13 protein-coding genes and 1 pseudogene are annotated in these 13,960 nt (G+C 72.6%); all 14 read left to right on the top strand.

Annotated elements, in window-relative coordinates:
- Nucleotides 1-39: 39 nt before the first annotated feature.
- Nucleotides 40-1,452, top strand: a complete 1,413-nt coding sequence (locus ACN260_RS22270) for an ammonium transporter (RefSeq protein ID WP_422752881.1) — start codon at nt 40-42, stop codon at nt 1,450-1,452.
- 25 nt (nt 1,453-1,477) lie between these two features.
- Complete coding sequence (locus ACN260_RS22265; RefSeq protein WP_067307311.1) at nt 1,478-1,816, top strand: P-II family nitrogen regulator; 339 nt, start codon at nt 1,478-1,480, stop codon at nt 1,814-1,816.
- Between the two features lie 12 nt (nt 1,817-1,828).
- On the top strand, nt 1,829-4,153 hold the full coding sequence (locus ACN260_RS22260) for a [protein-PII] uridylyltransferase (protein WP_422752880.1): 2,325 nt from the start codon (nt 1,829-1,831) through the stop codon (nt 4,151-4,153).
- A gap of 234 nt (nt 4,154-4,387) precedes the next feature.
- On the top strand, nt 4,388-5,944 hold the full coding sequence (gene ffh / locus ACN260_RS22255) for a signal recognition particle protein (protein WP_422752879.1): 1,557 nt from the start codon (nt 4,388-4,390) through the stop codon (nt 5,942-5,944).
- Between the two features lie 69 nt (nt 5,945-6,013).
- Nucleotides 6,014-6,592, top strand: a complete 579-nt coding sequence (locus ACN260_RS22250) for a Uma2 family endonuclease (RefSeq protein WP_422752878.1) — start codon at nt 6,014-6,016, stop codon at nt 6,590-6,592.
- Between the two features lie 18 nt (nt 6,593-6,610).
- Nucleotides 6,611-7,690 (top strand): amidohydrolase family protein, encoded by a 1,080-nt coding sequence (locus tag ACN260_RS22245; RefSeq protein ID WP_422752877.1) that lies wholly within the window; start codon nt 6,611-6,613, stop codon nt 7,688-7,690.
- 77 nt (nt 7,691-7,767) lie between these two features.
- Nucleotides 7,768-9,174: a proline--tRNA ligase gene (proS, locus tag ACN260_RS22240; protein WP_422752876.1), complete on the top strand. Its 1,407-nt coding sequence runs from the start codon at nt 7,768-7,770 to the stop codon at nt 9,172-9,174.
- Between the two features lie 156 nt (nt 9,175-9,330).
- On the top strand, nt 9,331-9,978 hold the full coding sequence (locus tag ACN260_RS22235; protein ID WP_422752875.1) for a DUF402 domain-containing protein: 648 nt from the start codon (nt 9,331-9,333) through the stop codon (nt 9,976-9,978).
- Nucleotides 9,979-10,222: 244 nt separating this feature from the next.
- On the top strand, nt 10,223-10,699 hold the full coding sequence (rpsP, locus tag ACN260_RS22230) for a 30S ribosomal protein S16 (RefSeq protein WP_422752874.1): 477 nt from the start codon (nt 10,223-10,225) through the stop codon (nt 10,697-10,699).
- Nucleotides 10,674-10,934, top strand: coding sequence for an RNA-binding protein (locus ACN260_RS22225; protein ID WP_172862164.1), 261 nt, complete (start codon nt 10,674-10,676; stop codon nt 10,932-10,934). Before rpsP ends, ACN260_RS22225 begins: the two co-directional genes overlap by 26 nt.
- Before the next feature lie 2 nt (nt 10,935-10,936).
- Nucleotides 10,937-11,521, top strand: coding sequence for a ribosome maturation factor RimM (gene rimM, locus ACN260_RS22220; protein ID WP_422756795.1), 585 nt, complete (start codon nt 10,937-10,939; stop codon nt 11,519-11,521).
- Between the two features lie 15 nt (nt 11,522-11,536).
- Nucleotides 11,537-12,325, top strand: coding sequence for a tRNA (guanosine(37)-N1)-methyltransferase TrmD (trmD, locus tag ACN260_RS22215; protein WP_422752873.1), 789 nt, complete (start codon nt 11,537-11,539; stop codon nt 12,323-12,325).
- 142 nt (nt 12,326-12,467) lie between these two features.
- Nucleotides 12,468-12,824, top strand: a complete 357-nt coding sequence (gene rplS, locus ACN260_RS22210; RefSeq protein ID WP_422756794.1) for a 50S ribosomal protein L19 — start codon at nt 12,468-12,470, stop codon at nt 12,822-12,824.
- A gap of 192 nt (nt 12,825-13,016) precedes the next feature.
- Nucleotides 13,017-13,838 (top strand): annotated as a pseudogene (gene lepB, locus ACN260_RS22205) (signal peptidase I); the annotation flags it as partial.
- Between the last annotated feature and the right edge of the window lie 122 nt (nt 13,839-13,960).

The raw sequence follows: 13,960 nt of genomic DNA, 5'->3' as shown, positions 1-13,960 counted from the left end.
AAGCCGCGAAGGAGGGAACTTCACCTTTAGGAGGCCAGCGTGCCTGAAGCACCGACGATCGACGGCGGCAACACCGTTTGGCTGCTGGTTTCGACCGCTCTCGTGCTGCTCATGACCCCCGGACTGGCGCTGTTCTACGGCGGCCTCAACCGGGCCAAGGGCGTGCTCAACATGATGATGATGAGCTTCTCCGCCATCGGGCTCATCTCTGTTCTGTGGTGGTTCTACGGTTTCAGCATTGCTTTCGGGACCGACGTCAACGGTTTCTGGGGCGACCCCGGTGCGTACCTCGGCACCAAGACCTTCCTCGCCGAGACCGACCTGTGGGGCGCCACGGCGGAGAACCCCAGCGGCATCGGCGTCCCGCTGTACGTGTTCATGGCGTTCCAGATGGTCTTCGCGGTGATCACCGTCGCGCTGATCAGCGGCGCGATCTCCGACCGGGCCAAGTTCGGCGGCTGGCTGCTGTTCGCCTTCGGCTGGGCCACCCTGGTCTACTTCCCCGTCGCCCACTGGGTGTGGGGCGGCGGCATCATCGGTGCCAAGATCCACGCGCTCGACTTCGCCGGTGGTACCGCGGTGCACATCAACGCCGGTGCGGCGGCCCTCGCCGTCGCCCTGGTGCTCGGCAAGCGGCTCGGCTGGCCGCGTGAGGGCATGAAGCCGCACAACATCCCGCTGGTCGCGCTCGGTGCCGGCCTGCTGTGGTTCGGCTGGTTCGGCTTCAACGCCGGTTCGGAGCTGACCGTCGACTCGGTCGCCGGGCTGGCCTTCATCAACACCCAGCTCGCCACCGCCGCGGCGGTGCTCGGCTGGATCGCGGTGGAGTGGATCAAGGACAAGAAGCCGACCATGGTCGGCGCCTCGTCCGGTGCCGTCGCCGGTCTGGTCGCCATCACCCCGGCCTGCGGGTTCATCACCCCCTGGGCGGCGGTCCTGCTCGGCATCGTCGCCGGTGTGGTCTGCGCCCTGGCCATCAGCCTGAAGTACAAGCTCGGCTACGACGACTCGCTCGACGTGGTCGGCGTGCACTTCGTCGGCGGCTGGATCGGCTCGCTGTGGCTCGGCCTGTTCGCCACCAACTCGGTCAACGCCGCGATCAGCGACGTGGTCGGCGCCTCCGACGGCCTGTTCTACGGCGGCGGCGTGACCCAGTTCGGCCGCCAGGCCCTCGCCGGCCTGATCGTGACCGCCTGGTCGTTCGGTGTCGCCTGGGTGCTCGCCTTCGTCATCGACAAGACCCTCGGTTTCCGGGTCAAGGCCGAGGACGAGGTCGAGGGCATCGACATCAGCGAGCACGCGGAGAGCGGTTACGACCTGTCTCCGAGCACCGGCGGTGCCGGTGGCGGTGCGTTCGCGATGGCCGGGATCACCCCGGGCGGCGCGAAGCCGGCCTCCCCGGAGGCCCCCGAGCCGGCCGCCGCGCCGGTGGACGAGAAGGTCGCCGGTTAACGTTCGGAGAATGGAGGGCTTGGACATGAAGCTGGTGACCGCGGTCATCAAGCCGTACCAACTGGACGCGGTGAAGGAGGCCCTGCACGCCCTCGGCGTTGCCGGCCTGACCGTCAGCGAGGTCCAGGGGTACGGGCGTCAGAAGGGGCACACCGAGGTCTACCGGGGTGCCGAGTACACGGTCGAGTTCCTGCCCAAGATCCGGGTCGAGGTGCTCACCGACGAGATGGACGTCGACAAGGTCGTCGACGCGATCGTGGCAGCCGCCCGTACCGGCAAGATCGGTGACGGCAAGGTCTGGGTGACCGGCGTGGAAGAGGTCGTCCGGGTCCGTACCGGCGAGCGCGGCCTCGACGCCCTGTAGGAGGACCTGTAGATGACCTCGTCGACCAGGAGGAACGCGTCGGACGACAGCACCGACGCAGGGACGGACCTCCTGGTCGACGGGGTCGTCGGGGTTCCCGCCGGCATCGGCGAACCGGCCCGGCTCGCCCGGGCCGGGGCGTTCGACGCCTGGCTGCACGGCCTGCTGCCGGCCCGGGAGGGCATCGCCCTGATCGCCGTCGGCGGCCTGGGCCGTCGGCAGTGCGCCCCCTACGGGGACCTCGACCTCGTGCTGCTGCACGCCGGGGTGCCCGGGGTGGACGAGTTGGCCGCTGCCCTGTGGTACCCGATCTGGGACGCCAGGGTCCGGCTCGACCACTCCGTGCGCACCCTCGCCGAGGCGCTGTCGGTGGCCCAGGACGACGTCAAGGTCGCCCTGGCCCTGCTCGACGCCCGGTTCGTCGCCGGTGACCGGGCGCTGGCCGACACCCTCACCCGGACCGCCACCGACCACTGGCGGCGCACCGCCGTCCGCCAGCTGCCCGCCCTGCGGGAGATCACCGAGGTGCGCTGGCGTACCCACGGCGAGCTGGCCTTCCTGCTCGAAGGCGACCTGAAGGAGGCCGCGGGCGGGCTGCGCGACGTGGGCATCCTGCGGGCCATCGCCACCGCGGGGATCACCGACGCGTTGCGTCCCGCCGTCCGCGCCGCCCACCTGCGGCTGCTGGACACCCGCGACGCCCTGCACCAGCAGGTGGGCCGCCGGGTCGACCGGCTGGTCGCCCAGGAACGCGCCGGGGTCGCCGCGCTGCTCGGCCTGCGCCAGTCGTCGGCCGAGGCCGCCGGGGCCGGGACGCGGGCGGACTCCGGCGACGGTGACGCCCTGCTGCGCCGGGTGGCCGGCGACGCGCGCACCGTCAGCCACGCCCTCGACGACGCCTGGCGGGCCGCCGACCGGCTGCGCTCCGGCCGTCGCCGGGGCACCGACGGCCGGCCGCTGCGCCGCCCGGTGGCCCGGGACGTGGTCGAACACGACGGGGAACTGGTGCTGGCCCGGACCGCCATCGGGGCCCGCCCCGACCCGAGCCTGTCGCTGCGGATCGCCGCCGCGGCAGCCACCCACCGGCTGCCGATCGCGCGGGCCACCTGCGAGTGGCTGGCCGCGTACTGCCCGCCGCTGCCCGCGCCCTGGCCGCCGGCCGCCCGGGCCGCGTTCGTCACCCTGCTCGGCGCCGGGCCGGGCCTGGTGCCCGCCTGGGAGACCTGCGACCGGTACGGCCTGATCGACGGCTGGCTGCCCGAGTGGACCCGGCTGCGCAGCCTGCCCCAGCACAACCCGGTGCACCGGTTCACCCTCGACCGGCACCTGGTGCAGGCCGCGTACGAGGCGAGCCGGCACACCCGCGACGTCGAGCGCCCCGACCTGCTGCTGATCGGCGCGTTCCTGCACGACATCGGCAAGGGGTTGAACGGCGACCACTCCACCGTCGGCGCGCCGCTGGCCGAGGCGGTGGCCACCCGGATCGGCCTGCCCGCCGAGGAGGCCGCGCTGATCGGCACGCTGGTCCGGCTGCACCTGCTCCTGCCCGACGTGGCGACCCGCCGTGACCTGTCCGACCCGAAGACGATCGCCGGGGTGGCCGAGCGGGTCGGCGACACCACCACCCTGGAACTGCTGCACGCCCTGGTGCTGGCCGATGCCGCCGCCACCGGCCCGGCCGCCTGGTCCGGCTGGAAGGGGCGGCTGATCGCCGAGCTGGTCGCCCGGGTACGGACCACCCTGGACACGGGCGTGGTGCCCGCCCCGCCGGCCCCCGACCCGGCGCTGGTCTCCGGGCCGCTGCCGGTCGTACACCTGACCGAGGACCGGGTGGCGGTGGCCGCGGCCGACCGGCGGGGGCTGCTCGCCACGGTCGCCGGTTGCCTGGCCCTGCACCGGCTGGAGGTGATCTCGGCGGACGCCGCCACGGTCGACGGCCGGGCCCTGGTCGAGTGCCGGGTGCAGCCGCGCTACGGGTTGGCCCCGGACCCGATCGCGCTCAGCGCCGACCTGCGGCGCGCGGTCACCGGCGACGTCTCGGTGACCCAACGGCTGCGCGGCCGGGCCCTCGCGGCCCGTAGCGGGGGAGCGGCCCCCCGGGTCGTCTGGCACCGGGAGGCGGCCACCGACGCGGTCCTGCTGGAGCTGCGGGCCGCCGACGCGGCCGGCCTGCTCTACCGGGTCACCTGCGCGCTGGACGAGGCCGGGGCGCAGGTGCGCGCCGCCCGGATCTCCACCCTCGGCGGCGACGTGGTCGACGCGTTCTACCTGGTGGGTGGCTGGCCGTCGGACGAGCAGCGGGACCACATCGAGGCCGCCGTGCTCGCTGCCGTGTAGGACCGTCCGCCGGAGGCGACACCGCCCGCACGTGGTGCCGGCGGACCTGCGGTGTGCCCGACGTCCACCGGCCGGGCCGGCCGGTGGATCGTGGGCGGCCCGCCGCCGGCCGGCCCCGGGGCGCGGGGCGCGGGGCCGGAGCGGGCGTGCGGCCGGCGGGCTACCCTAACGGTGGGCTGGACAGCCGGCCCGGCCGCACCTGTGCCCGCCGCTGACGACATACGGGATGTTCGCGTGTTTGACACCTTGAGTGACCGCCTGTCCGGAATCTTCACCAAGCTCCGCGGCAAGGGCCGGCTCACCGACGCCGACATCGACGCCACCGCCCGCGAGATCCGCCTGGCGTTGCTGGAGGCGGACGTCGCGCTGCCGGTGGTGAAGGGCTTCATCGCGAACGTCAAGGAGCGGGCCCGCAGCGCGGAGGTCTCCCAGGCGCTCAACCCGGCCCAGCAGATCGTCAAGATCGTCAACGAAGAGCTGATCAGCGTGCTCGGCGGTGAGGGGCGGCGGCTCCAGTTCGCCAAGCAGCCGCCGACCGTGATCATGCTGGCCGGCCTCCAGGGTTCCGGCAAGACCACCCTCGCCGGCAAGCTGGCCCGCTGGCTCAAGGCCCAGGGGCACCAGCCGCTGCTGGTCGCCGCCGACCTCCAGCGTCCCAACGCCGTCGGGCAGCTCCAGGTGCTCGGTGGTCGCGCCGGCGTCGAGGTGTACGCCCCGGAGCCCGGCAACGGCACCGGCGACCCGGTGCAGGTCGCCCGCGCCTCGATCGAGCACGCGAAGCGGGCCGCCCGGGACATCGTCATCGTCGACACCGCCGGCCGGCTCGGCATCGACGCCGAGATGATGCAGCAGGCCGCCGACATCCGCGACGCGGTCGACCCCGACGAGGTCATCTTCGTCATCGACGCGATGGTCGGTCAGGACGCGGTCCGCACCGCCGAGGCGTTCCGCGACGGCGTGGGCATCACCGGTGTGGTCCTGTCCAAGCTCGACGGCGACGCCCGGGGTGGTGCCGCGCTGTCGGTGCGGGAGGTCACCGGCCAGCCGATCCTGTTCGCCTCCACCGGTGAGAAGCTGGAGGACTTCGACGTCTTCCACCCCGACCGGATGGCCAGCCGGATCCTCGGCATGGGCGACGTCCTCACTCTGATCGAGCAGGCCGAGCAGGCCTTCGACACCGATCAGAAGGAGAAGATGACCGCCAAGCTGATGGGCGGCGAGCAGTTCACCCTGGAGGACTTCCTCGACCAGCTCATCGCGGTGCGGCGGATGGGCCCGATCGCCAACGTGCTGGCCATGATGCCCGGCATGGGGCAGATGAAGGACCAGCTCGCCGAGCTGGACGACAAGCACTTCGACCGGGTCACCGCGATCATCAGGTCGATGACCCCGGCCGAGCGGACCAACCCGAAGATCATCAACGGCTCCCGGCGGGCCCGCATCGCCGGTGGCTCCGGGGTCACCGTGATGGACGTCAACCAGCTGCTCAACCGCTTCGCCGACGCGCAGAAGATGATGAAGCAGATGGGCGGCATGATGGGCCTGCCCGGCGGCGGTCGGCGTAAGGCCACCAAGTCCCCGAAGAACAAGCGCAAGGGGACCAAGGGTGGCAACCGGCCGCGCAGCGGCGCGGGCGCCGGGCTGCCGGGCGGCTTCCCCGGTGGCATGCCGCAGCTCCCGCCGGGGATGGATCCGAACGACCTGGCGGGCGGCCAGGGGCTGCCGCCGGGCTTCAAGCTTCCGAAGATCGACTTCAACAAGCTCGGCAAGGGCGACAACCGGCCCCGCTGACGCGTGTCGGTTACGGTGGGCGACGAGGTGGGCACTTAGGGTGGTTTCGCCCCCCTGGAAGGAGATGTCATGACCGCGGCCCCGATCCTGCCCGAACGGCACGAGTGGACGGTCGACGACCTCGGTGACCTGCCGAAGGACCTTCCGTACGAACTGATCAACGGAAGGTTGATCGTGCCGTCCCCCACGCCGCTACACCAGTTCGTCTGTGCCCGGGTGGTGTTCGCCCTCGAACTCCACTGCCCGGACGACTACTTCGTCAGCATGGACCAGTCCCTGTCGATCGACCGCCGCAACGAACCACGACCGGACGTGGTGGTCATCCGGGTCGAGCAGGCGAACCGTTCGCCGGTGCCGGTCCAGGACGCCCTGCTCGCCGTCGAGGTCATCTCCCCCGAATCGACCATCCGCGACCGGCACGAGAAGGTCCGCATCTACGCCAACGCCGGAGTGGGTGCCTACTGGGTCATCGATCCGCTGCGGGAGAAGATCACCTTTACCGAACTTCTGTTGAGTCCCAAGGGCGGCTACGAGCCCAGCGTGGAAACCGACGGCCTGGTCACCATCGACCGGCCCTGGAAGGTGACACTCGACCTCCCGGCGTGGACGCGGCGTCGGCAGGAGGTCCTCGAGCGGGCGCGGAAGTGATCGGGTAGGACTGTGCGCATGGCTCTGCATGTGCGCGGTGTGCTCCTGCCCGACGACGAGGTCCGGGACGTCTGGCTCGACGGCGACCGGGTCACCTTCGACCCGGTGCCCGGCGCGGAGACGGTCGCCGACTCCGGGTTCGTGCTGCCCGGACTGGTCGACGCCCACTGCCACCTCGGCATCGCCCGGGGGGCCACCCCGGTCACCTCCCTCGACCAGGCCCGCACGTTGGCCCGTACCGACCGCGACGCGGGGGTGCTCGCGCTGCGCGACGCCGGCTCGCCGTACCCGTACCCCGAACTCGACGACGAACCGGACCTGCCGCGACTGGCCCGCGCCGGGCGGCACGTCGCCCCGCCGAAGCGCTACCTGCGCGACATCGGGTTGGAGGTCGACGCGGCGGAGGTGACCGCGGCGGTCACCGCGCAGGCCGCCGCCGGCAACGGCTGGGTCAAGCTGGTCGGTGACTGGATCGACCGGGGCGTCGGTGACCTCGCCCCGGCCTGGGACGCCGACACGATGGCCGCCGCCGTGGCCGCCGCGCACGCCGCCGGGGTACGCGCGGCGGTGCACACGTTCAGCGAGTCGGCCGTGGAGATCATGGTGCGGGCCGGGGTGGACTCGGTGGAGCACGGCACCGGGCTGAGTCCCGACCTGATCGACCTGATGGCCCGACAGGGCACCGCGCTGGTCCCCACGATGATCAACATTCGGACCTTCGGGGGCATCGCCGCCGCGGCCCGCCCCAAGTTCCCCGGCTACGCCGACCACATGCTCGCCCTGCGGGACCGCTTCCCCGAGGTGGTGCGTGCCGCCCACGAGGCCGGGGTGCCGATCTACGTGGGCACCGACGCGGGCGGCGGCATCGACCACGGGCTGGCCGCCGAGGAGATGCTGCTGCTGCACGAGCAGGCCGGTATGCCTGCCGTGGACGTCCTCGCCGCCGCCTCCTGGCGGGCCCGGCAGTGGCTCGGCTTCCCCGGCCTGGTCGAGGGCGGCCTGGCGGACCTGGTCGTCTACCCCGAGGATCCGCGCCGCGACCTGCGGGTGGTCCGGACGCCCAGCCGGATCGTCCTGCGCGGCCGGGTGGTCCGCTGACCCCGGCCGGGCGGCGCGGGGCGCGGTAGCGCGCCCGATGACGTCGACGCCGGGCGGGGCGCATAGGATGTGCGGTCATGGCTCGCGTGCTCACTCCCCGTGCGGAGGACTTTCCCCGCTGGTACCAGGACCTGATCGCCAAGGCGAAGCTGGCCGACAACGGCCCGGTCCGGGGGACCATGGTCATCCGACCGGCCGGCTACGCCATCTGGGAGCGGATGCAGGCCGAGATGGACGCCCGGATCAAGGCGGCCGGCGCGGAGAACGCGTACTTCCCGCTGTTCATCCCGGAGAGCTACCTCAAGCGTGAGGCCGAGCACGTCGAGGGCTTCTCGCCGGAGCTGGCGGTGGTCACCCACGGTGGCGGCAAGCAGCTCGCCGAGCCGGTGGTGGTGCGCCCCACCAGCGAGACGGTGATCGGCGAGTTCATGGCCAAGTGGATCGACTCGTACCGGGACCTGCCGCTGCTGCTCAACCAGTGGGCGAACGTGGTCCGCTGGGAGCTGCGCCCCCGGGTGTTCCTGCGTACCAGCGAGTTCCTGTGGCAGGAGGGGCACACCGCGCACGCCACGCGGGAGGACGCCCGCGCCTACGCCCGCAAGATCCTGCACGAGGCGTACGAGGACCTGATGGTCAACGTGCTGGGCATCCCGGTGGTGGTCGGGCTCAAGACCGCCCGGGAGCGGTTCGCCGGGGCGACCGCCACCTACACCTGCGAAGGCATGATGGGCGACGGCAAGGCGCTCCAGCTCGGCACCAGTCACGAGCTGGGGCAGAACTTCGCCAAGGCGTTCGACATCAGCTACTCCTCGGCCGAGGGTGGCCGGGAGCACGCCTGGACCACCTCCTGGGGCACCTCCACCCGGATGCTCGGCGGGTTGATCATGGCGCACGGTGACGACAACGGGCTGCGGGTGCCGCCGAGGCTGGCCCCCGTCCAGGCGTACGTCATGATCGTCAAGGCGGGCGACGGCGTCGGCGAGGCGGCGGCCAAGCTGCGTGACGCGCTGCGCGACGCCGGGGTCCGGGTCGCGCTCGACGACCGCACCGACACCGCGTTCGGCCGCCGGGCCGTCGACGCCGAGCTGCGCGGCTATCCGGTACGCGTCGAGGTCGGCCCCCGCGACCTGGCCGCCGGCAACGCGGTCGTGGTCCGGCGGACGGACGGCTCGAAGGCCCCCACCCCGGTCGCGGACGTCGTCGGGGCGGTCCTGGCCGCCCTGGAGGCCGACCAGCAGGCCCTGCACGACGAGGCGCTCGCCCACCGGCGGTCCCGCACCGTCGAGGTGTCCACCCTCGCCGAGGCGATCGAGGCGGCGGCGACCGGCTGGGCCATGGTGCCGTGGTCGGCCGTCGGTGTCGCGGGCGAGGCCGAGGCCAACGGCCAGGGCGTCACCGTCCGGTGCCTGCTGCGGGCCGACGGCTCCGTACCGGACAACGAGGACGAGCCGGACCTCACCGCCATCCTGGCCCGCGCCTACTGAGCCACTCCACGGGCGGCCCCGGGCCCGCCGCGACCCCGGTTCCGGCCGTCCCTGCCGGCGGTGCCTCCCGTACGCCGCCGACACACCCGGACCGGGGTGCGTGGCCGGCGGGGGAGCGCCGGTGACCGCAAGTCCGTGCAGAGCTGTGGAGGTGTGGTGCGTTTCGAACCGGGTCAGCTGATCGTGCACCGGAACGTGCGGCACGGCCGGATCGGCTGGGTCCGGCCGGCCCGGGTGGTGCTCGACGACGACCGGGGCCTGCTGCTCTGGGTGGCCCGGGACACGCCGGTGGCGCACGAGGTCACCGAGGCGGGCCTGGGCATGCGGGCGGTGCCGTTCACCGACTGGATCACCTCGTCGTACCGGCTGGCCCGGGGCCGCTGGAACGGACCGCCGCTGCTGGAGTTCCTGCCCACGGGTGCGGCCCACTCGGTCTGGTTCTTCCGCGACGACCAGGACCGGTTCGTCGCCTGGTACGTCAACCTGGAGGAGCCCGGCGTCCGGTGGGACGACGGCGCGCTGGCCGGGGTGGACGTGGTCGACCAGGACCTGGACGTGGTGGTCCGACCCGACCTCAGCTGGCAGTGGAAGGACGAGGACGAGTTCACCGAGCGGCTCGCCTTCCCCGACCACTACTGGGTGACCGACGCCCGCGCCGTGCGTGCGGAGGGGGAACGGGTGATCGCCCTCGCCGAGGCGGGGAAGTTCCCGTTCGACGGCACCTGGTGCGACTTCGTCCCGCCGGCCGACTGGACACCCCCGACCGGGCTGCCGCCCGGCTGGGACCGGCCCCCCGTGCGGTGAGTGTGTCGCGGCCCACTCCCGGCCGGGCCGCCCGCCGGGCCGGTGGGGTGGGCCGATGTGAGTGTTCGCCGGGTGATCTGGCAGAATGGTTCGCTGGTATCCGGCGCGCGTTCGGCGCCCTCTAACCCGGGCGCGTCGCCAGTCCATCGAGCAGTCTCCGGCCCAACCCCACTGTGCCGGTCGACGCTCACCCGTGCACCGCCCGTAGCCGGGTCGGTGAAATCGCAACAGGAGCGAAACAACTGTGGCCGTAAAGATCCGGCTCCTGCGGATGGGCAAGATCCGCAACCCGCAGTACCGCATCGTCATCGCGGACTCGCGCACCAAGCGTGACGGTCGCGCGATCGAGTTCGTGGGCGTCTACCAGCCGAAGGAAGACCCCTCGATCATCGAGGTCAAGTCGGAGCGGGTCCAGTACTGGCTCTCGGTCGGCGCGCAGCCGAGCGAGGCCGTCCAGCGTCTGCTGGAGCTGACCGGCGACTGGCAGAAGTTCAAGGGCCTGCCGGCCCCGCCGCCGCTCAAGGTCGCCGCCGAGCGCGCCGACCGCAAGGCGGCGTACGAGGCCGAGGCGAAGGCCGCCGCCGGCCTGGCCCCGGAGACCCCGGCCAAGCCGGCCCGCAAGGCCGCCAAGGCGGAGGCTCCGGCCGAGACCGAGGCGCCGAAGACCGAGGCTGCGGCCGAGGCCCCGGCTGCTGCTGCCGACGCCGGTGAGCAGGCCTGACATGCCGCTGCGTCCCGCCCTGGAGCACCTGGTCAAGGGGATCGTCGACCACCCGGACGACGTGCGCGTCCGCATGGTCGACTCCCGTCGGGGCAAGCGGCTGGAAGTCCGCGTGCACCCGGAGGATCTCGGCACGGTGATCGGGCGGTCCGGGCGGACCGCCAAGGCACTGCGTCAGGTGATCGGCTCCATCGGTGGACGCGGGGTACGCGTCGACATCGTCGACTCGTACTGATGCTGCTCATCGTCGGCAGGATCGGCAAACCGCACGGCATCCGCGGTGAGGTCACCGTGGAGGTGCGGACCGACGAGCCCGAAGCGCGGTTCGCCCCCGGCGCGGTGCTGTGCACCGAGCCGGGGGCGACGCCCCGGGTGGCGGCACCGCGCCGGGGCGCGGTCGAGCCGGCCGGGGCCGTCGCACCCGGCGTGGCCTACGAGGTCCCCGCCGAGCTGACCGTCGAGGCGGCCCGCTGGCACCAGGGGCGGATGCTGGTGGCCTTCGAGGGGGTGCTCGACCGGGAGACCGCCGAGGCGCTGCGCGGCACCCTGCTCGGGGTGGACAGCGCCTCCGTCGCCCCGCCGGAGGACCCGGAGGAGTTCCACGACCACCAGTTGGTCGGCCTGGCCGTGGTCACCCCGGCCGGCGAGCACCTCGGCGAGGTGGCGAAGATCGACCACGCGCCCGCCTCCGACCTGCTCGTCCTGCGCCGCCCGCAGGGGGGCAGCGCGCTGATCCCGTTCGTCAAGGCGATCGTCCCGGAGGTCGATCTCGCCGGCGGACGCGTCGTCGTCGACCCACCGGCCGGTCTGCTCGACCTCTAGCCGGAAGCCACCCACATGCGCGTCGACATCGTGTCGATCTTCCCGGAGTACTTCGCCCCGCTCGACCTGTCCCTGATCGGGCGGGCCCGGGAGCAGGGCCTGCTCCGGCTGGCCGTCCACGACCTGCGGGACTGGACCCACGACGTGCACCGTACGGTCGACGACACGCCGTACGGCGGCGGGCCGGGCATGGTGATGCGGCCCGAGCCGTGGGGTGAGGCGCTGGACGCGCTGGCCCCCGACGAACTGGCCCCGGACGGCCTGACCCTGCCCCGGCTGCTGGTGCCCTCCCCGGCCGGTGCGCCGTTCACCCAGGCGCTGGCGCACGAGCTGGCCACCGAGTCGCACCTGCTCTTCGCCTGCGGCCGGTACGAGGGCATCGACCAGCGGGTGCTCGACCACGCGGCGACCCGGCTGCGGGTCACCGAGGTCTCGCTCGGCGACTACGTGCTCTTCGGCGGTGAGGTCGCGGTGCTGGTGATCCTGGAGGCGGTCACCCGGCTGCTGCCCGGGGTGCTCGGCAACGCCGGTTCGCTGGACGACGAGTCGCACGTCCACGGCCTGCTGGAAGCCCCGATGTACACCAAGCCGGCGAGCTGGCGGGGGCACGAGGTGCCCGAGGTGCTCCGCTCGGGCGACCACGGGCGGATCGCCCGCTGGCGGCGCGACGAGGCGCTGATCCGCACGGCCCGCCGACGGCCCGACATGATCGCCGCGCTCTCGCCGGAGATCCTGGACAAACGGGACGTGGCCGCGCTGGAGCGGGGTGGCTTCCCCCTGCCCCCGGGGGATGTGGCAAAGTAGAGGGGTTGCCGCATCCGTCCACGCCGTGGGCGGCTGCGAGGATTCCCGACCGGGGTCGGCCCACCGGCAACCACCCGGGGATCAGAATCACCCATCCGCGCACCGAGTGACGGTGCGCCGTGAGCATTACGAGGACGCAGCGATGAACATCCTGGACGCCCTTGACGCCCAGTCGAAGCGTACCGACATCCCCGACTTCCGGGCCGGTGACACCGTCAAGGTGCACGCGCGGGTCGTCGAGGGCAACCGGTCCCGGGTCCAGATCTTCCAGGGCGTCGTCATCCGCCGCCAGGGTGACGGTCTGCGCGAGACCTTCACGGTCCGCAAGGTCAGCTTCGGTGTGGGTGTGGAGCGGACGTACCCGCTCAACGGCCCGGGCATCGACCGGATCGAGGTCGTGACCCGTGGTGCCGTGCGCCGGGCCAAGCTCTACTACCTGCGCGAGCTGCGCGGCAAGAAGGCCAAGATCAAGGAGAAGCGCGAGAAGCAGCCCAGCTGATCTCCGTTCGCCACGCCGCCTGACCTGCGCGGATGTCGTATCGACCAGAGCGCATTACGCTGATCGGTACGGGCGCAGACCGGCGGGTGGTGTCGCGACGACAGTTCGCGGCGCTCCGATCGTCCCTGCCGCCCGTGGGGCCTCGACGAGGCTCCCGGGCGGTAGTGTCGTTTCTGCGGACCGGGGAGTGGCGTGGTGCAGGTGCTTGATTCGAACGGCACAGCGGACCCGTGGCGTCGGCGGGCCCGCCCCGCCCGTCGGCAGATGCCCCTCTGGCAGGAGCTGCCACTGCTGTTGATCGTGGCATTCTGCCTCGCGGTGCTGATCCGCACCTTCCTGCTCCAGGCCTTCTTCATCCCGTCCAGCTCGATGGAGGACACCCTCCTCATCGGCGACCGGGTCCTGGTCAACAAGGTCGTCTACGACATGCGCGACCCGCTGCGTGGCGAGGTCGTGGTGTTCCGGGGCACCGACAAGTGGGTCGCCCAGGAGAATCCCGTGCCGCCGGCCGGTGCCGCCGGCAAGATCGGTCGCACCCTGGGCGACCTGGTCGGGGTGAGCCGCCCCGGCGAGAAGGACTTCATCAAACGGGTGATCGGGGTGCCCGGTGACCGGGTCAAGTGCTGCGACGACCAGGGCCGGGTCATGGTCAACGGCATCCCGCTCGACGAGCCGTACGTGGTGCGGGACTCCCCGCTGGACGTCCCGCCGAACCCGAAGGAGTGCCGGTCCCGCCGGTTCGACGAGGTGGTCGTACCCCCGGGGCAGATCTTCGTGATGGGTGACCACCGGCTGGTCTCCCAGGACGCCCGCTGCCAGGGCCCGGTGCCGATCGACAACGTCGTCGGCCGGGCGTTCATGGTGGTGTGGCCGTCGTCGCGGTGGGCGTCGTTGCCGGTACCGGCCACCTTCGCCAAGCTGTCCGACTCCGCCGCCGCGAACACCGCCCCGGCCCCGGTGCGGCCGACCCCGACCGGCGACGTGGTCCTGTTCCTCCCGGTCGCCGCCCTGCTCGCCGCCGTCACCCGGTCGGGGCGACGGGCGTGGTCCCGCGACCCCGCCCGGCCCGGCGGTCGCGGCCGGTTCCGACGACGGGAACGGTGGTGGCGGGAACACCTCCGGCGTTCCGGGCGGCC

The organism is Micromonospora sp. WMMD708 (assembly GCF_049315245.1).
Taxonomy (GTDB): Bacteria; Actinomycetota; Actinomycetes; order Mycobacteriales; family Micromonosporaceae; genus Micromonospora; species Micromonospora wenchangensis.
This window is presented reverse-complemented; position numbering and strand designations above follow the sequence as displayed.

Coding starts and splice junctions, on each gene's coding strand:
- ACN260_RS22265 (WP_067307311.1), top strand. CDS start 1,478: ATGAAGCTGGTGACCGCGGTCATCAAGCCGTACCAACTGGACGCGGTG.
- ACN260_RS22260 (WP_422752880.1), top strand. CDS start 1,829: ATGACCTCGTCGACCAGGAGGAACGCGTCGGACGACAGCACCGACGCA.
- ACN260_RS22250 (WP_422752878.1), top strand. CDS start 6,014: ATGACCGCGGCCCCGATCCTGCCCGAACGGCACGAGTGGACGGTCGAC.
- ACN260_RS22245 (WP_422752877.1), top strand. CDS start 6,611: ATGGCTCTGCATGTGCGCGGTGTGCTCCTGCCCGACGACGAGGTCCGG.
- proS (WP_422752876.1), top strand. CDS start 7,768: ATGGCTCGCGTGCTCACTCCCCGTGCGGAGGACTTTCCCCGCTGGTAC.
- trmD (WP_422752873.1), top strand. CDS start 11,537: ATGCGCGTCGACATCGTGTCGATCTTCCCGGAGTACTTCGCCCCGCTC.
- rplS (WP_422756794.1), top strand. CDS start 12,468: ATGAACATCCTGGACGCCCTTGACGCCCAGTCGAAGCGTACCGACATC.